Consider the following 17,644-nt stretch of genomic DNA (forward strand, 5'->3'; position numbering starts at 1 on the left):
AGAAGAGGGATTCATGAAAATCCCGATGTCGATTGTAATTCAGGCCCGTCATTTTGACCGGCTACGAACTTTCTCAAAATGTTACGAACCGGTGTCGAGATTAGGACATTACCGGTTGTCGATTCGGTCTATCAACATACGCAATTACCCGACATGCGTAAAAATCAAAACTTTCATCCGGCGACAATTTCGGAAAATCGTTGCACCGCGTACGAGCCGGCACGCCGCGACATCACGCCGCATTTCGCGCGCAGTCGAGCAGCCGTTCGCGCAGGGCGCGCAAGTCGGCCTGCGGCATGTCGAACGACGTCCGGATGCGGCGCCCGTCGTATCGCCAGTCCGCGCCGTAACGGTCCACGCCGAGCAGCTCCAGCCCGTCGCGACGCTCGGCGCCGGCTTCGTATGCGGCCCACAGTTCCTGCTCGTCGTCGAACGAGAGCGGCGGCAGCGTGTCGAGGCCCGTGCCGTCGACCCAGCCCATCCGGCCGAAGCCGCCGATATAGCGCAGCCGCTCGACGTCCAACGCCCAGAACGTGAAGTCGCCGAGTGCCAGATAGCGCGCGGCGTCCGGCTCGTAGCGGCAGTAGCGCGCGGCGACGTGCGGATCGTCGTCGAGCGGGACGAAGCGGCCGAGCAGCGTCGCGCGCTCGGCGTTCAGCACGTCGCCGTCGCGCGCATCGACGACCAGGAATCCCGCGCGCGGATCGGCGACGAGGTTGCGCGTGTGCTCGGCAAGCGCGCTGACGAGAATCACGGGCCGGTGGCCGGCGTCGGGGGCGAACGGCACGACGGTCGGATACGGAAATCCCTGCGGCTCGCGCGCATGGGTCGCGAGCGTACCGAGCGCGCAGCGGTGCAGCAGATGCAGGGCGAGGGCGGGATCGATGTTCAAGATGGCTCCACGATGAACGCGCGGCGCGTCGGCGCGCCGCCTGCGCTCCGATGTTACTCGCGGCCGAGCGTGCCGCGCATGGGCCGTCGGCCCATCCGGCCGTCATGCGCCAAACCGGTGCAGCATCGCGCGGGACGGCGCCGCTCGGCAAGCGCGCAAGCGGTTCGATAGAATCGGACCAATCAGACGAGCGCCCGTCATCCGGCGCATTCAGACTTCCAACGAGCGTTCCGTGTCCCCATCTTCCTCCGATCTCGCCGCCGCGCCCGACGCGCACCGCATGCTGTCGCTTCCCGTTCGTCAGCGTGCGCGCACCGCGACGATGGCGCTGTTCTTCGTTGCCGGCATGATGTACGCGTCTTGGGGCGTCCACGTGCCGACCGTGCGCGACAAGTTCGCGCTGAGCCCCGCGCTGCTGTCGATCGCGCTGTTCGCGGTCGCCGGCGGATCGATCGCCGCGATGCTGACGATCGCGCGCTGGATCGCGCGCGTCGGTTCGCGCGTCGCGTGTCTCGCGGGCGGACTCGTGATGTCCGCGTGCGCGGCACTGATCCTCGTCGTGCCCGACTATCCGATGCTGCTCGTCGTGCTCGCGCTGTTCGGCTTCTCGATGGCGACGCTGGACGTCGCGATGAATGCGGAAGCGAGCGCGGTCGAACTCGCGCTCGGCAAGCCGATCATGTCGTCGCTGCACGGGATGTTCAGCATCGGCGGGATGGCGGGCGCCGCGGCCGGCGGCGCGCTGCTGTCGGCCGGGATGTCGCCGGCCGTGCATCTCGCACTCGCGGCCGCCACCTGTGCGGCCGTACTCGTCGCGGCGAGCCCGGCCGTGCTGCCGCACGTCCCGCATCACGACGAAGCGCACGGCAGCGGCAACCGCTGGCGCTCGCCCGCACTGTGGATGCTCGGCGGGATCGCGCTCGTCGCGCTCATCGCCGAAGGCGCGATGTACGACTGGGCGACCGTCTACATGCGCGACGTCGTCGCTGCGAGCCCCGGTGCGGCGAGCGCCGCGTACGCGGCGTTCTCCGGCGGGATGGCCGCCGCGCGCTTCGCGGGCGACGCGGTGCGCGCGCGATTCGGCGCGCCGCAGCTCGTGTTCGCGAGCGCGTCGCTCGCCTGCGCGGGGATGATCGGCGCGCTGCTGGTGCCGCACGCGGCGGCCGTGCTGATCGGCTTCACGCTGATGGGGCTCGGCCTCGCGAACATGATGCCCGTGCTGTTTGCCGCCGCCGCGCGCGTGAAAGGCATCCACGCGGCCGAAGGCCTCGCGCACGTCGCCGGCCTCGCGTACTTCGGACTGCTGTTCGGGCCGGTCGTGATCGGCGCGGTCGCGCAGGCCGCGAATCTGTCCATCGGCCTGTCCGTCGTCGCGCTCTGCGCGGCGCTCGTCGCGATCGTGGCGCCGAAGGTGCTCGCGCATCTGAAGATCTGAGCGGCGCGCCGGCACAAAAGAAAACGCGCATGCGTCGCCGCATGCGCGTTTTCACCCCTGCTGTTGACCGCTTGTCGCGTTACATCTTCACTTCGTCGAGCAGCGTCTTCTTGCCGCTCTTGTAGTTGTACAGCGAAATCACGCCGTGCCGCAGGTCGCCCTTCGAATCGAAGGTCGTCGTGCCGATCACGCCCGTGTAGTTCGTCGCCGGCATCGCCGCGACGATCTTCGCCGGATCGGTCGAGTTCGCGCGCTTCATCGCGTCGACGATGATGTACACGGCGTCATACGTGAACGGCGCATAGATCTGGATCGGCTGGCCGAAGCGCTTCTCGTACTTGGCCTTGAACGCGGCGCCGCCCGGCATCTTCTCGAGCGATGCACCGGCTTCCGAGCACACGACGTTGTCGGTCGCGTCGCCGGCCAGGTCGGCCAGCTTTTCCGTGCACACGCCGTCGCCCGCGAAGATCTTCGCGCGCAGGCCGAGCTGCTTCGCCTGTTTCGCGAACGGGCCGCCGGTCGCGTCCATGCCGCCGTACATGATCGCGTCGGGGTTTTCGCCCTTGATCTTCGTCAGGATCGCGCGGAAGTCGACCGCCTTGTCGTTCGTCGCGTCGTGCGACACCACCTTCAGGCCGAGCGCCTTCGCCTTCTTCTCGAATTCGTTCGCGAGGCCCTGGCCGTAGGCCGTCGAATCGTCGACCACGGCGACGCTCTTGATGCCCTTCGAATGCGCGTAGTTCGCGAGTGCCGGGCCCTGCTGCGCGTCGGTCGCGACGACGCGATACGTCGTCTTGAAGCCTTGCTGCGTGTAGGCGGGGTTCGTCGCCGACGGCGAGATCTGCACGATGCCCGCATCGCTGTAGATCTTCGATGCCGGGATCGACGTGCCCGAGTTCAGGTGGCCGACGACCGCGACGACCTTGTCGTCGACGAGCTTCTGCGCAACCTGCGTCGCCTGACGCGGGTCGGCCGCATCGTCCTGCGGGTCGAGCTGCAGCGTGATCTTCTGGCCGCCGATCGTCAGTCCCTTCGCGTTGATCTCCTCGACTGCGAGACGTGCACCGTTTTCGTTGTCCTTGCCCAGGTGTGCAATGCCGCCCGTCAACGGCGCGACGTGGCCGATCTTGACGACTTGATCGGCGGACGCGTTGCTTGCGGCTGCAGCGCACAGCATCGCCGCCGCGGTGATCGGCAACAGCTTTTGCATCTTGATATTCATGTAAGTCTCCAGTTTCGGTCCCAATAAACGCCATCGCCCGGTGCCCCGCTGCCATCCCTGTGTTTGCATCACTGGACGATTCGCCGGTTGCATCGTTCATGCACTTGGCCTCAAGCACGTGAAACAGCCGCTTTTAGCAGCTGCCCGCCCGTGCTTGCGCGCAGTGTAGGTGATCAAATTAATTTGTGGGACTTTTTTGAGTTAGTGGTAACACTACCGCCACGAGCGCACTGGAGGGCTCGCTCGAAAACGGCTGGAAGCCCCGCCGGATAAGGGTTTCCGCTAATTACCCGAGGGCTTTTGAAAGGGACTTTTAAAGCGTTTCCGCGCCTTTTCGAATCGGTATTGGGTGCGCGCGTTCATTGAATGAAACGCGCGTGACGGCACGCGCGTTTCGGCGTCCGATACGAACGCATTCAGGCTGCCGCGCGCCATTCGGCCGCGAGCGCATCGACCAGTTGCGCGGTCGTCAGCGCATCGCCGCGCCGGCGTGCGAGCGCCGCGCCCTGCCCGGCCCACAGCGACAGGTAGTCGCCGTCGTTCGCGCGCGCGGCCGCCTGGCGCAGCGGCTGCGTGAGTGCGTTCTGCACGGGATACGGCGCGACGTCGTCGAGCCGTTCGCCGAGGCGCGTCATCAGCGCGTTGCGCAGCCCGCGTGCGTGGCGCCCGGTGATCGCGCGCGTGACCTGCGTCGACGTGTCGTCGCACGCGAGCAGCCGCGCCTTCCAGTCCGCCGCGATCGCGCTTTCCGCGCACGGCAGAAACGCGGTGCCGAGCTGCGCGGCCTGCGCGCCGAGCGCGAGCGCCGCGGCAATGCCGCGGCCGTCCATGATGCCGCCCGCCGCGAGCACCGGCAGCCCGGTCGCATCAACGAGCTGCGGCACGAGCGCGAGCGTGCCGATCAGCGCGTGCTCGGCCGGGCCGATGAACGTGCCGCGATGGCCGCCCGCTTCGGCGCCCTGCGCGGACAGCGCGTCGGCGCCGGCCGCCTGCCACGCGAGCCCTTCGGCGACGTGCGTCGCCGTGCCGATCACGTACGTGCCCGCAGCCTTCAGGCGCGCGACGTCGGCCGCGTCGAGCACGCCGAACGTGAAGCTCGCGACCGGCACACGCAGTGCGACGAGTGCATCGAGCTGCGCGCGGAAGTCGGGCGCGTACCGTGCGGGCGCGGTGCCCGGCGGCAGGCCGAGCGCCGCGTTCAGCGGATCGATCGCGGCGAGCGCACGCGCGACGGTCGCCGCATCGGCTGCGGTGTCGGGCAGCACGAACAGGTTGATGGCGAACGGGCGATCGGTCGCCGCGCGGATCGCGTCGACTTCGGCGGCGATGCGATCCGCGTCGAATGCGCCGGCGCCGAGGCTGCCGAGCGCGCCGGCGTTCGATGCGGCGGCGACCATCGCGGCCGTGGTCGCGCCGACCATCGGCGCCTGCACGAGCGGCACGCGCAAGCCGAAGCGTTCGGCGAACGGAGTGGAAAACGGACGAGCGGACATGGCGGATCCTTCGAAAACGATGCGCGAAAGCGCTTTGTAAAAGCCTGTGCATCGACTGTAGCGAAGCACCGCGCGGCCGAAAAATGAATAATCGAGATCGAATCGATCGCTGCGCGAGAAGCGCGCGACGCGCACGGTGCGCGCACTGCAACGGCACGCGATTGGTGGCACACTAAGCCGCCTCTATCGTCCCCGAGGCCGCATGCGCCTCGTTTGCCAGGAGTTCCCACGTGACTGCCCAATGGATCGACATCCCGACCGGTAACGACAGCTTCGGCGGCTATCTCGCGCTGCCGAAGCGCGGCAAGGGTCCTGCCGTCATCATCATTCAGGAAATCTTCGGCGTGAATTCGCACATTCGTGCGGTCGCCGACCAGTACGCGGCCGACGGCTACGTCGCGCTCGCGCCCGACGTGTTCTGGCGCACGCAGCCGCGCGTCGAGCTGACGTACGACGGCGCCGATCGCGACAAAGGCATCGAGCTGTTGAAAAAGACCGACATCGGGCTCGCGGTCGCCGATCTCGGCGCGGCCGCCGACGCGCTGCGCGCGCGGACCGAAACGACCGGCAAGGTCGCCGCGATCGGCTACTGCTTCGGCGGCCACCTCGCCTATCGCATGGCTGCGGCCGGCAAGGTCGACGCCGCGGTTGCGTATTACGGCGGCGGCATCCAGAACGCACTCGACCTCGCCGGCAAGATCGCGCAGCCGATGCTGTTCCATTACGCCGAAAACGACCACGCGATTCCGCTCGATGCGGTCGAGCAGGTGAAGGCCGCGTTCGCCGGCCGCGACAACGCCGCGTTTCACGTCTATCCGGGCGCCGAGCACGGCTTCAACTGCCCGGAGCGCGCGTCGTACCAGCAGCGCGCATCGGCGCTCGCGCACGGCCGCACGCTGACGTTCCTCGCCGAGCACCTGTAAGCCCGGCCCGCCGCGGGCCCGCACCGCCGCGTGCCGCGCCCGCGTTATGCTTGGCCCATCGCCATACGTCACAACAGGAGTGACCGCGATGCATGACGACTATCTCGCGCACGACGCGATCGGCCTCGCGACGCTCGTGCGCGAACGCCAAGCAAGTCCGCTCGAACTGCTCGACGCGGCCATCGGCCAGGCCGAGGCCGTCAACGGCGCGATCAACGCGATCGTGCTGCAGGATTACGACGCCGCGCGCACGCGTGCGGCGGCTGCGTCGGCGGCAACCGCCGATGCGCCGTTCGCGGGCGTCCCGTATCTCGTGAAGGATCTCGGCGCGGCCGTCGCCGGGCTGCCGCTGTCGATGGGCAGCCGCCACTACCGCTACTTCGTGCCCGGCGACGATTCGCCCTTCATCGCGAAAAGCCGTGCGGCCGGGCTCAACGTGTTCGGCAAGACCAACACGTCGGAGATCGGCCAGATGCCCTACACCGAGCCCGACCTGTTCGGCGCGTGCCGCAATCCGTGGAGCCTGGACCATACGAGCGGCGGCTCGAGCGGCGGCGCGGCGGCCGCCGTCGCGGCCGGCGTCGTGCCGCTCGCGCATGCATCGGACGGCGGCGGCTCGATCCGCATTCCCGCCTCGTGCTGCGGGCTGTTCGGCCTGAAGCCGAGCCGCCATCCTGCGCTCGTCGATCTGCCGACCCACGGCGATCTCGTCGTCAATCATGCGGTGTCGCGCAGCGTGCGCGACAGTGCGCTGCTGCTCGACGTGACGACCGGCGCGACGCGGCCGCCCGGTGCGCCGGGCACGTTCCTCGCGGCGCTCGATACGCCGCCCGGCCCGCTGCGGATCGGCCTCGTCACCGATCCGATGCTCGCGCCGGCGCTCGCCGACGATACGCGCGCGGCGCTCGACGACGCGGCCGCGCTCGTCGAATCGCTCGGCCATCACGTCGAACCGGCGACGCTGCATGTCGACTACGCGCGCGCGGCCGAAACCTTCCTGACGCTGTGGGCGACGATCGCCGAGGAGATCGTCCTCGGCGCGCGCGCACTGACCGGCCGCACGCCGCGGCGCGGCGAGTTCGAGGCGGCGACCTGGGCGATGGCCGTGGTCGGCCGGCGGCTCGCGCGTGCGCGGCTGCAGGACGTGCTCGAATGGCAGCGGCAGCTGACCGTGCAGGTGTCGGGTTTCGTGTCGCGCTACGACGCGATCCTCTGCGCGTCGCTGGCCGGGCCGCCGGTGAAGATCGGCGAACTGCAGCCGACGCCGCTCGAAGCCGCGCAGATGAAGCTCGTGGCCGCGCTGCCCGCGAAGCCGCTGCTGCGCGAGCTGCTCGCGAAGGCGTCGCAGAAGGCGTTCGCGTGGGCCGGCTGCACCGAGCTGTTCAATCTGACGGGCCAGCCGGCGATGTCGGTGCCGCTCTACTGGAACGCGCGCGGGCTGCCGATCGGCGTGCAGTTCGTCGCGCGTCACGGCGACGACGCGCTGCTGCTGCAGCTCGCGCGGCAGCTCGAGCAGGCGCGGCCGTGGTTCGATCGCCGTCCGCCGCTGCTGCAGGCGCAGCGCTGACGGACGAAAAAAAGCCCCGCCGGCCGAAGCCGACGGGGCATGCAGCGGCAGGCCGCGTGCGCGACGCTTACACGTCGAGGCGTTCGCAGATCGCCTTCGTCGCGGCGGCCGCGTTCAGCGTATAGAAGTGCAGCCCCGGCACGCCCGCGTCGATCAGACGCTGGCACAGGCCGGTGACGACGTCGGCGCCGAACGCGCGGATCGATTCGCGATCGTCGCCGAAGCTCTCGAGCCGGCGCGCGACCCAGCGCGGCACTTCGGCGCCGCACATTTCCGAGAAGCGCATCAGCTGCGAGAAGTTCGTGATCGGCATGATGCCCGGCACGATCGGCACGTCGACGCCGAGCTTGCGCACGTCGTCGACGAAACGGAAATACGCGTCCGCGTTGAAGAAGTACTGCGTGATCGCGGAATTCGCGCCGGCCTTCACCTTGCGCGCGAAGTTCTCGAGATCGGCCTTCGGCGAGCGCGCCTGCGGATGGTATTCCGGATAGCCGGCGACTTCGATGTGGAACCAGTCGCCGTGCTCCGCACGGATGAAGCTGACGAGTTCCGACGCGTAGCGCAGCTCGCCCACCGAGCCCATCCCGGACGGCAGATCGCCGCGCAGCGCGACGATGTGACGAATGCCGCACGAGCGGTACTGGTCGAGGATCGCGCGCAGGCTGTCGCGCGACGAGCCGATGCACGACAGGTGCGGCGCGGCGTCGAGGCCGTCCTTCTGCATGTCGAGCACGGTATCGAGCGTGCCTTGCTGCGTCGAGCCGCCGGCGCCGAACGTCACGGAGACGAATTTCGGCTTCAGCGGCAGCAGCTGCGCACGCGTCGCGCGCAGCTTCTCGACGCCGTCCGCCGTTTTCGGCGGAAAGAATTCAAACGAGAGTTCGATCGGTTTCATGATTCGGAGGGTTCAGCCCTCAGCCGAGGTTGCGCTGACCGAAGATGAGTGCGGACAGCAGCCACGACACGATGCTGTACAGGATCGAACCGAAGAACGCGGACCAGAACCCGGACACCTCGAAGCCCTTCAGCAGCGACGACGCGAACCAGAAGCACAGCGCGTTCACGACGAGGATGAACAGCCCGAGCGTGACGACCGTCACGGGCAGCGTCAGCAGGATCAGCACCGGACGGATCACCGTGTTGATCAGGCCGAGCACGACCGCGACGATCAGCGCGGTGCCGAAGCTCTTGATGTGGATCGACGGCACGAGGTACGTGATGATCAGCAGCGCGAGGGCATTGATGACCCAGGTCAGGATGAGGCTCATGGTGTGCTCCGGTTCTTCGGTTGTCGATCGGTGGCCGCCGGCGCGAGCGGCCCGCGCGCAAATGCGTGCGGCAGGCCGCCCGGCCGGATGACGCCGCGCTGCCGCGCCGCGTGCGCGCGAGGCGCATGCGGCGTGGCAGCGGCGGCACGCATCAGTAGCGGTAGTGGTTCGGCTTGAACGGACCTTCCTTCTGCACGCCGATGTACGCGGCCTGCTCGTCCGACAGCGTCGACAGCTGCGCGCCGATGCGCGCGAGGTGCAGACGCGCGACCTTCTCGTCGAGATGCTTCGGCAGCACGTAGACCTTGTTCTCGTACTGGTCGCCGCGCGTGAACAGTTCGATCTGCGCGAGCGTCTGGTTCGCGAACGAGTTCGACATCACGAACGACGGGTGGCCGGTCGCGCAGCCGAGGTTCACGAGGCGGCCTTCGGCCAGCAGGATGATGCGCTTGCCGTCCGGGAAGATGATGTGGTCGACCTGCGGCTTGATGTTTTCCCACTGGTACTGGCGCGTCGACGCGACGTCGATTTCCGAATCGAAGTGGCCGATGTTGCAGACGATAGCGTTGTGACGCATCGCCTTCATGTGATCGTGCGTGATCACGTGATAGTTGCCGGTCGCGGTCACGAAGATGTCGGCCTTGTCGGCCGCGTATTCCATCGTCACGACGCGGTAGCCTTCCATCGCCGCCTGCAGCGCGCAGATCGGATCGATTTCGGTAACCCACACGGTCGCGCCAAGGCCGCGCAGCGACTGCGCGCAGCCCTTGCCCACGTCGCCGTAGCCGGCGACGACCGCGACCTTGCCCGCGATCATCACGTCGGTCGCACGCTTGATGCCGTCGACGAGCGACTCGCGGCAGCCGTACAGGTTGTCGAACTTCGACTTCGTGACCGAATCGTTCACGTTGAACGCCGGGAACGGCAGGCGGCCGTCCTTTTCCATCTGGTACAGGCGGTGCACGCCGGTCGTCGTTTCTTCGGTCACGCCCTTGATGTGCGCGAGGCGCTTCGAGTACCAGTTCGCGTCGATGTCGAGGTGGCGCGCGATCGACTTGTACAGCGCGACTTCTTCCTCGTTGGTCGGCTTCGCGATCACCGAGCGATCCTTCTCGGCCTTCGCGCCGAGGATCAGCAGCAGCGTCGCATCGCCGCCGTCGTCGAGGATCATGTTCGCGAATTCGCCGTTCGGCCATTCGAAGATACGGTGCGAGAACTCCCAGTATTCGTCGAGCGATTCGCCCTTGAACGCGAACACCGGCGTGCCGGCCTCGACGATCGCGGCGGCCGCGTGGTCCTGCGTCGAGAAGATGTTGCACGATGCCCAGCGCACGTCGGCGCCGAGCGCCTTCAGCGTCTCGATCAGCACGCCGGTCTGGATCGTCATGTGCAGCGAACCGGCGATGCGCGCGCCCTTCAGCGGCTGCTGCGCCTTGTATTCGTCGCGGATCTGCACGAGGCCCGGCATTTCGGTCTCGGCGATGTTCAGCTCCTTGCGGCCCCAGCCGGCAAGTGCCATGTCGGCGACGACGTAATCCTGGGAAGCTTTCGAATCGATAACGGCGCTCATCACGCCCTCCTTTCTAAAAAAGTTCTAGAAATTGATGACGTGAGCGCCGTTCAGGAGGCGGGCCGGCGCGAATGTCGCCGCACGGCTGCCTGGTGAAGCCTTCCGAGCCTGGCGGACGCAGAAGGTCCGTCGCAACGCTCCTCGGAAAACGGCTGCGATTGTAGCAAATCGCGACGGAAATTTCTTGCGTCGGCCGCGTCGATCGCCGTCGCGACGGGCGCGCAGAGCGAAGCGCGCCCCTTTATCGAGATGCGCGCGGGCGCTCTGGGTCGCGATGCTCGCACGCGCGATCGGCTGGCCGATCGATCGGGAGACTCGTGCTGCCGACGCGGTCGCACCGATTCTCGACGCGTGCAATCTCACCATGCTGCAGTAGAGCAGGCCGCGTCCGATCGAGGAACTGCCGGGCGAACGGCGCGATGCGCCGCCGGCCGCGCGCGCTTCAGCTTTCCGCGCCGACCCACGCCTGCTCGCGCAGCCGCGCGCGCAATCGCGCGACCGCCTGGCTGTGCAGCTGGCACACGCGCGATTCGCTGACCTCGAGCACGGCGCCGATCTCGCGCAGATTCAGTCCGCGCTCGTAGTAGAGCGACATCAGCAGCTTCTCGCGCTCGGGCAGCCGCTCGATCGCCTCGACGAGCGCGCCGCGCAGATGCTCGTCGAGCAGCGCCGACAACGGATCGGCGTGATCGACGCGATAGCGGTCGAGGAACGGCTCGTCGTCGGCCGCACGGTCGAAATCCTCATAGTAGATGAGCTGGCTGCCGTGCAGGTCCTGCAGCATCGCCTGGTATTCGTCGAGCGGCATGTTCAGGTGCTGCGCGATTTCGGCCTCGCTCGCGGCGCGGCCGAGCCGCTGCTCGACCTGGTGCACCGCGAGTTCGACCTCGCGCGAGGTCTTGCGCAGGCTGCGCGGCAGCCAGTCGTTGCTGCGCAGCTCGTCGAGCATCGCGCCGCGGATCCGCTGCGTCGCGTAGGTCTCGAACTGCGCGCCCTGATCTTCCTTGTAGCGGCCGGCCGCATCCATCAGCCCGATCATGCCGGCCTGGATCAGGTCGTCGAGATCGACGCTCGCCGGCATCTTCGCGACGAGCTGCAGCCCGAGACGACGCACGAGCGGCGCGTACTGCGCGAGCACGTCGGCCTGCGAGATCTTTCCCTGAGCGTTGTACATCATGGCTCTCTCCTTCCGGTGGCGCTCATGCGGCGTGCGCCGCGCCCGTCCGGTACGACGGCTGCCCGCCCGCGCGCAGCTCGCGCGCGGAACCTGTGCCCGCACGCGGGCGCATCGGCCAGTACAGCAGGTCGGCCGCGATCTTTCGGTAGTCGCGCGCCGCGGGCGACGACGGAAACGCGTCGACCGCGGAGCGCGTCAGTGCACGCGCGTGCTCGACGAGCGGATCGGCGCTCACGCAGCCGGCATCGGCGATCGACACGGTCAGATAGCGGCTCGCGACGCCCGCGAGATTGTCGAACGCGGTCTTCGCATCGGCATGGCTGCCGACGTGGTTCACGAGCACGCGGAACTGCGCGGTCGCGTGCGCGAAATGCAGCCGCTTCATGCACGCGTACGCTTCGGTGATCGCGTGCGCGGCCACGCGCGTGACGATCAGCACGTCGTGCGCTTCGCGCGCGAGCGTCGACAGCGTACCGTCGGCGCCGCGCTGCGCGTCGATCAGCACGATGTCGGCCGGGCCATCGACGAAGTCGCTCAGCTGCGCATCGCCGTAGCCCGCTCGCGCGGCCTGCGCGCTCGCGCACAGCCAGAAGCCGGCGGCGACGCGCGTGCGCTCGCCGTCGCGCAGCCATGCGCCGGCGAGCGTCGCGGCGGCCGAATGCACGTCCGCGCGCTCGTCGACGACGAGCACGTCCTTGCCGAGCGCCGCGAGCGCGGCAGCGACGTTCACGACGGTCGACGTGCAGCCGACGCCGGTCGGCCCGCCCGTCACCGCGACGATGCGCGAACCGCGCCCGGCCAGCAGGCGCCGCAGTCCTTCGGCCTGGTCGATCGTTCGTTTATCCAAATCGCACCTCGTGCAGATCGGCGGCCGCGCGGGCGGTCAGCGCGGACAGCAGCAGCGGCATGTCGTCGTCCTGCGGGACGAACGGCGAGCCGTCGCGCGGCACGCAGAACGCGCTCTTCAGCAGGAAGCGCGTGGTCGCGACGTACAGGTTTTCCGGCACCTTCTGGCCGGTCGACACGTAGTGCACGGGCAGCTTGTAGCGGATCACGGTGTCGAGCGCGCCGCCCAGATGCGTCGCCTCGTCGAGCTTCGTCAGGATGCAGCCGGCCAGGTCAGGCCCAGCCAGGTCAGGCCCAGCCAGGTCAGGCCCGGCCAGGTCGGGCCCCGCGAGATCGGCGCGGTCGCCGGCGCTGCGATACGCCTGCACGACTTCGTTGAGCGTGTCGCCGTGGCTCGTCGCGTTGAGCAGCAGCAGCCGCTGCACCGGCGTGCTCGCGCCGTGCAGCATCGCGATCTGGTCGGACACCGCGCGGTCGCGCTGGCTCATCCCGATCGTGTCGATCAGCACGATGTGCTTGTTGCGCAGCTCGGACAGCGCGAGCGACAGATCGCCGGCGTCCTTCACGGCGTGGACCGGCACGCCGAGGATCTTGCCGAAGATGCGCAGCTGCTCGTGGCCGCCGATCCGGTAGCTGTCGGTCGTCAGCAGCGCGACCTTGCTCGCGCCGAAGCGCATCACGCAGCGTGCGGCGAGCTTCGCGGTCGTGGTCGTCTTGCCGACGCCGGTCGGCCCCATCAGCGCGAATACGCCGCCGCGCTCCATCAGTGCGTCCTCGCTGCCGAGCACCGGCAGGTTCGCGGCGAGCACCGACTGCGCCCATTCGAGCGCCGCGTCGAACGTCTGCGCACCGTCGCCGGCCGGTAGACGATCGACGAGCATCCGCACGAGCTGCGCGGAAAAACCGGCGGCGAACAGATGCTTCGACAGTGCGCCGTGCACCGGGCTGCGGCGTTGACGGTCGTGCCACATCAGGTTGTCGAACTGCGCTTCCATCATCCCGCGCAGCGCGCCGAGCTCGTGCATCACCGTGTCGTTGACGATGCGCTCGACGCCGGACTTCACCGCGTCGGCGACGGCAGCCGCCGTATCGGCGGACAGCCGCGCGCGGTCGGCCGCTTTCGCGGCAGCCGCGTCGGTCGTGCGCGCGGCGGCCGGCGCGCGCCGTTCCGCCTCGCGTGCGACATCGCGCATCCAGTCGGGCGACGCCGCGGGCGCTGCGTCCTGCGGCGCGTGTGCGGCGCCGGCCGACGCGGCGGGCGCGGTTTGCGTACGGGCGCGCAGCGCATCGCGCTGCTGCGTCAGGCGTTTCGCGTGCTCGACGAGCCATGCGGCCGGTTCGCCGCTCGCGGCGGGCGCCGCCGCATGTGCCGGCGCCGGCGCAGCGGCATTCGCGCGCACCGCGCCCGGCTCGTCCGCGGCCGGCGCGGCAGAGCCGGCGGCCGCCTGCGGCGTATCGGCGCTCGCGCCGAACACCGACGAGAACACGTCCGGCAGCCCGTGTTCGTCCGTCGCATACGGATTCGCGACCGCGCGTGCGGGCGCGGCGGGCCGCGCGACGATCCCGGGCACGGCGGCCGCGGGCACGGCGGCGGGCAGCGCCGATTCCGGCAGGCGCGCTCGCACGGCAGCGGCGGCCGGCGGTGCGACCGCGGCCAGTTCGGCGTCGGCGAGTGCGACGATTTCGACGCTGCCGTCATCGAGCGCGCGGTTCGACAGCACGACGGCGTCGGCGCCCAGCGCCTCGCGCACCAGACGAAGCGCGTCGCGACTCGTCGCGCCGGTGAATTTGCGAATGTTCAAGCGGAACCCCCGATGACGTTAACAACCTTGATCGTGCGTGTATCCGGCACTTCGGCATACGACAGCACTTTCAATTGCGGCAGGCTGCGGCGCAGGAAGCGCGCAAGCATCGCGCGCAACGCGTGCTGCACGAGCAGCACGGGCGGCAGCCCGAGATTCTGTTGACGCAGCATCGCCTGTTGCGTGCCGGTCAGAAGCGTGTTCGCGAGTCCGGGCTCGAGGCCCGGATTCGCGCCGGTCGCGAGCGCCTGCGACAGCACGCGCTCGAGATTCGCGTCGAGCCCCATCACCTGCATGTCGCCCGTGCCCGGATACCACTGCTGCGTGATCGCGCGGCCGAGCGCGAGGCGCACGGCGGCCGTGATCTCGTATGCGTCGCCGCGGCCCGCATGCTCGGACACGGCCTCGAGGATCGTGCGCATGTCGCGGATCGGCACGCCTTCGTCGAGCAGGTTCTGCAGCACCTTTTGCAGCGTCGTCAGCGAGACCGTCTTCGGCACCAGATCCTCGACGAGCGACGGCGCGTCCTTGCCGGTGCGCTCGACGAGCGCCTGCACTTCCTGCCGGCCGAGCAGCTCGGCCGCGTGCTGGACGACCAGATGGTTCAGGTGCGTCGCGACCACGGTGCTCGCATCGACGACCGTGTAGCCGTACACCTGCGCCTGCTCGCGCATCGCGACGTCGATCCACACGGCGGGCAGCCCGAACGCCGGATCCTGCGTCGCGGCGCCCGGCAGCGCGGCCGTCACCTGCCCCGGATTGATCGCGAGCCACTGACCCGGAAACACTTCGCCCGTGCCGATCTCGACGCCCTTCAGCGCGATCCGGTACGCGTTCGGACGCAGTTCGAGGTTGTCGCGGATATGGATCACCGGCGGCAGGAAGCCGATTTCCTGCGCGAATTTCTTGCGGATGCTCTTGATCCGCTTGAGCAGCTCGCCGTCGCTGTTGCGATCGACGAGCGGAATCAGCCGGTAGCCGACTTCGAGGCCGAGCGGATCGATCAGCTGCACGTCGTCCCATGTCGCTTCGTGGCTGTCGGACGGCAGCGCGGCGGGCGGTGCGATCTCGGTCACGTCGCCGGCCGCCTTGCGTGCGGCCGCGCGCTTCGTCTGCGTGCGGGCAAGCCAGATCGCGCCGGCGCCGAGCGCGAGAAACGCGAAGTGCGGCATGCCGGGGATCAGCCCCATCAGCACGATGATCGCGCCCGTGATCGTCAGCACGCGCGGGTTCGTGAACAGCTGGCCGGTGATCTGCGTGCCGATGTCCTCGTCGGTCGCGACGCGCGACACGATCACGCCGGCCGCGGTCGAGATCACGAGCGACGGAATCTGCGCGACGAGGCCGTCGCCGATCGTCAGCAGCGTGTAGTTCTTGCCCGCGGCCGCGAAGCTCATGTCGTGCTGGATCATCCCGACGATCAGGCCGCCGATCACGTTGATCGCCATGATGATCAGGCCGGCGATCGCATCGCCGCGCACGAACTTCGACGCGCCGTCCATCGAGCCGTAGAACTCGGCCTCCTGCGCGACGGCCTGGCGGCGCTTGCGCGCCTGCTCCTCGTTGATGAGGCCCGCGTTCAGATCGGCGTCGATCGCCATCTGCTTGCCGGGCATCGCGTCGAGCGTGAAGCGCGCGGACACTTCCGCGATGCGCCCCGCGCCCTTCGTGATCACCATGAAGTTGATGATCATCAGAATCACGAACACGACGATGCCGACCGCGAAATTGCCGCCGACGAGGAAGTGGCCGAACGCCTCGATCACCTGGCCGGCCGCGTCCGGGCCCGTGTGGCCTTCGAGCAGCACGACGCGCGTCGACGCGACGTTCAGCGACAGCCGCAGCAGCGTCGAGAACAGCAGCACGCTCGGGAATGCCGCGAAGTCGAGCGGCTTCATCGTGTACATGCTGACGAGCAGCACCATCACCGACAGCGCGATGTTGAACGTGAACAGCAGATCCAGCAGCAGCGGCGGCAGCGGCAGGATCATCATCCCGAGGATCATGCAGATCAGGATCGGCCCGGCCAGCGCGCGCAGGTTGGTGCCGGCAAGCAGGTTCGCGCGCTTCGCGAAGAGCCCCGTGGTCGGCGTGCTCATGCGGCGCCTCCGTGCGTGCCGAGCGCGTCTTCGGCCTCGTCGCGCGCGTCGTCGGCAGACACCGTCGCACCCTTGTCGAGCTCGGCCGGCACGTCGAGATCGACGGGCGCGGCCGGGAACGCGCCGCCTTCGGCGCGGAAGCGCTTGAGCTGATAGACCCACGCGAGCACTTCGGCGACGGCCGAATACAGCGCGCCCGGAATCTCGCGTTCGAGTTCGACGTTGTGATAGAGCGCCCGCGCGAGCGGCGGCGCCTCGAGCAGCGGCACGTTGTGCTCGGCCGCGAGCTCGCGGATGCGCGCGGCGACGAGGTTCACGCCCTTCGCGACGACCTTCGGCGCGCGCATCTCGCCGTCCGCGTACTGCAGCGCGACCGCGAAGTGCGTCGGGTTCGTGACGACGACGTCCGCCTTCGGCACGGCCGCCATCATCCGGCGACGCGCGATCGCGCGCTGCTGCTGGCGAATCCGCCCCTTCACGTGCGGATCGCCTTCGTTCTCGCGGTGTTCGCGCTTCACTTCTTCCTTCGTCATGCGCAGCTTCTTGTTGTACTGCCAGAGTTGATACGGGACGTCGAGCGCGGCGACGACCAGCATCCCGGCCACCGTCGTGCCGCAGCACACGGCGACCAGATGCAGCGCGTCGACGAGCGCCGTATCGAGCGGCTGCGTCGCGAGCCCGAGCAGTTCGTCCTTGCTGCGCCAGATCGCGACGCCGCCGATGCCGCCGACGACGAGCGTCTTCGCGATCGACATGCCGAGCTGGATCGGCCCCTGGATCGAGAAGATGCGGCCGAGACCCGCGACCGGATTGAGCCGGTCGAACTTGAGCTCGAAGGTTTTCGGCGAGATCAGCCAGCCGCCGAGCGCCATCGGCGCGAGCAGCGCGGCCGCGCCGGTCAGTGCGAGGATCGGCAGCAGCGCGGCAAGCCCCTCGAGGCTCGCGCTGCCGGCCGCCGACAGCATCCGGTGCGTGTCGAATGCGGTCGCGCGGTCAAACTCGAACGCGCCGCGCAGCATCGCCTGCAGATGCGCGCCCGCCGGTCCCGCGAGCAGCCACGCGCCGTAGAAGCCCGCCGCGAGCAGCGCGAACGAAGCCAGCTCGCGCGAACGCGCGACCTGCCCCTCCTCGCGCGCCTTCTCGCGGCGTCTCGGAGTGGCGGCTTCGGTCCGGTCGAGATCGCTCTCGTCTGCCACGGGGCCTCCAGTCGGCTACGGCTACGGCGGAATGCCGCTTTTCACTGACAGCGATTATTGATGGACGCGTCAACCGCCGATCGGTCGAGCAAAGCCGGGAAAGGGGGGTATTTCTGCGAATCGGGCGGGCGCGATCGCCCGCCCGGCGCGG

The 17,644-nt window shown here is 68.8% G+C and carries 14 protein-coding genes and 1 riboswitch; of the genes, 3 read left to right on the forward strand and 11 right to left on the reverse strand.

Annotation, left to right across the window (positions count from 1 at the left end):
* Window positions 1–232: 232 nt before the first annotated feature.
* A complete protein-coding gene (locus BCR55_RS06765) occupies window positions 233–892 on the reverse strand; it encodes a HugZ family protein (RefSeq protein ID WP_065494362.1) in 660 nt (219 codons plus the stop codon).
* Window positions 893–1,172: 280 nt separating this feature from the next.
* On the opposite strand from BCR55_RS06765, the gene BCR55_RS06770 reads away from it, so the two are divergent.
* Entirely contained in the window at window positions 1,173–2,327 is a 1,155-nt protein-coding gene (locus tag BCR55_RS06770; protein WP_244104647.1) for an MFS transporter, read from the forward strand.
* Between the two features lie 79 nt (window positions 2,328–2,406).
* Here the strand turns inward: BCR55_RS06770 and BCR55_RS06775 are convergent, their stop codons facing one another.
* Window positions 2,407–3,549, reverse strand: a complete 1,143-nt coding sequence (locus tag BCR55_RS06775) for a branched-chain amino acid ABC transporter substrate-binding protein (protein WP_006401372.1) — start codon at window positions 3,547–3,549, stop codon at window positions 2,407–2,409.
* Window positions 3,550–3,965: 416 nt separating this feature from the next.
* Window positions 3,966–5,042: a nitronate monooxygenase family protein gene (locus BCR55_RS06780; RefSeq protein ID WP_065494918.1), complete on the reverse strand. Its 1,077-nt coding sequence runs from the start codon at window positions 5,040–5,042 to the stop codon at window positions 3,966–3,968.
* A 230-nt stretch (window positions 5,043–5,272) separates the two neighbouring features.
* Between BCR55_RS06780 and BCR55_RS06785 the strand changes: the two genes are divergently transcribed.
* Both BCR55_RS06785 and BCR55_RS06790 read left to right on the forward strand, forming a co-directional pair.
* On the forward strand, window positions 5,273–5,965 hold the full coding sequence (locus BCR55_RS06785) for a dienelactone hydrolase family protein (RefSeq protein WP_006401375.1): 693 nt from the start codon (window positions 5,273–5,275) through the stop codon (window positions 5,963–5,965).
* Between the two features lie 88 nt (window positions 5,966–6,053).
* Entirely contained in the window at window positions 6,054–7,532 is a 1,479-nt protein-coding gene (locus BCR55_RS06790) for an amidase (RefSeq protein ID WP_006409585.1), read from the forward strand.
* A 67-nt stretch (window positions 7,533–7,599) separates the two neighbouring features.
* On the opposite strand, the gene metF is transcribed toward BCR55_RS06790, so the two are convergent.
* The 8 genes from metF to flhB form a co-directional block, all read right to left on the reverse strand.
* A complete protein-coding gene (gene metF, locus BCR55_RS06795) occupies window positions 7,600–8,430 on the reverse strand; it encodes a methylenetetrahydrofolate reductase [NAD(P)H] (RefSeq protein ID WP_006401377.1) in 831 nt (276 codons plus the stop codon).
* Between the two features lie 19 nt (window positions 8,431–8,449).
* On the reverse strand, window positions 8,450–8,803 hold the full coding sequence (locus BCR55_RS06800) for a phage holin family protein (RefSeq protein ID WP_006401378.1): 354 nt from the start codon (window positions 8,801–8,803) through the stop codon (window positions 8,450–8,452).
* Between the two features lie 151 nt (window positions 8,804–8,954).
* Window positions 8,955–10,376, reverse strand: coding sequence for an adenosylhomocysteinase (ahcY, locus tag BCR55_RS06805; RefSeq protein ID WP_080512292.1), 1,422 nt, complete (start codon window positions 10,374–10,376; stop codon window positions 8,955–8,957).
* Window positions 10,377–10,407: 31 nt separating this feature from the next.
* A riboswitch (S-adenosyl-L-homocysteine riboswitch) is annotated at window positions 10,408–10,522 on the reverse strand.
* A 293-nt stretch (window positions 10,523–10,815) separates the two neighbouring features.
* Window positions 10,816–11,550 carry an RNA polymerase sigma factor FliA gene (locus BCR55_RS06815; RefSeq protein WP_006401381.1) on the reverse strand — a complete coding sequence of 245 codons (735 nt, stop codon included), beginning with the start codon at window positions 11,548–11,550 and terminating at the stop codon, window positions 10,816–10,818.
* Between the two features lie 22 nt (window positions 11,551–11,572).
* Window positions 11,573–12,397, reverse strand: a complete 825-nt coding sequence (locus BCR55_RS06820) for a flagellar biosynthesis protein FlhG (RefSeq protein ID WP_006408236.1) — start codon at window positions 12,395–12,397, stop codon at window positions 11,573–11,575.
* Window positions 12,390–14,198, reverse strand: a complete 1,809-nt coding sequence (gene flhF, locus BCR55_RS06825; RefSeq protein WP_065494364.1) for a flagellar biosynthesis protein FlhF — start codon at window positions 14,196–14,198, stop codon at window positions 12,390–12,392. The genes BCR55_RS06820 and flhF overlap by 8 nt, the downstream gene beginning before the upstream one ends.
* Window positions 14,195–16,297, reverse strand: a complete 2,103-nt coding sequence (gene flhA, locus BCR55_RS06830) for a flagellar biosynthesis protein FlhA (RefSeq protein ID WP_006410632.1) — start codon at window positions 16,295–16,297, stop codon at window positions 14,195–14,197. The genes flhF and flhA overlap by 4 nt, the downstream gene beginning before the upstream one ends.
* Window positions 16,294–17,493, reverse strand: a complete 1,200-nt coding sequence (gene flhB, locus BCR55_RS06835; protein ID WP_059938201.1) for a flagellar biosynthesis protein FlhB — start codon at window positions 17,491–17,493, stop codon at window positions 16,294–16,296. The genes flhA and flhB overlap by 4 nt, the downstream gene beginning before the upstream one ends.
* Window positions 17,494–17,644: the final 151 nt, after the last annotated feature.

The sequence above is a fragment of the Burkholderia sp. CCA53 genome, assembly GCF_001685525.1.
GTDB classification, from domain to species: Bacteria; Pseudomonadota; Gammaproteobacteria; order Burkholderiales; family Burkholderiaceae; genus Burkholderia; species Burkholderia multivorans.

Excerpts from the sequence above, each read along its gene's own strand:
- BCR55_RS06790 (WP_006409585.1), top strand. The coding sequence starts at position 6,054 with ATGCATGACGACTATCTCGCGCACGACGCGATCGGCCTCGCGACGCTC.
- BCR55_RS06770 (WP_244104647.1), top strand. The coding sequence starts at position 1,173 with ATGCTGTCGCTTCCCGTTCGTCAGCGTGCGCGCACCGCGACGATGGCG.
- BCR55_RS06800 (WP_006401378.1), bottom strand. The coding sequence starts at position 8,803 with ATGAGCCTCATCCTGACCTGGGTCATCAATGCCCTCGCGCTGCTGATC.
- BCR55_RS06775 (WP_006401372.1), bottom strand. The coding sequence starts at position 3,549 with ATGAATATCAAGATGCAAAAGCTGTTGCCGATCACCGCGGCGGCGATG.
- flhA (WP_006410632.1), bottom strand. The coding sequence starts at position 16,297 with ATGAGCACGCCGACCACGGGGCTCTTCGCGAAGCGCGCGAACCTGCTT.
- BCR55_RS06780 (WP_065494918.1), bottom strand. The coding sequence starts at position 5,042 with ATGTCCGCTCGTCCGTTTTCCACTCCGTTCGCCGAACGCTTCGGCTTG.
- BCR55_RS06815 (WP_006401381.1), bottom strand. The coding sequence starts at position 11,550 with ATGATGTACAACGCTCAGGGAAAGATCTCGCAGGCCGACGTGCTCGCG.
- metF (WP_006401377.1), bottom strand. The coding sequence starts at position 8,430 with ATGAAACCGATCGAACTCTCGTTTGAATTCTTTCCGCCGAAAACGGCG.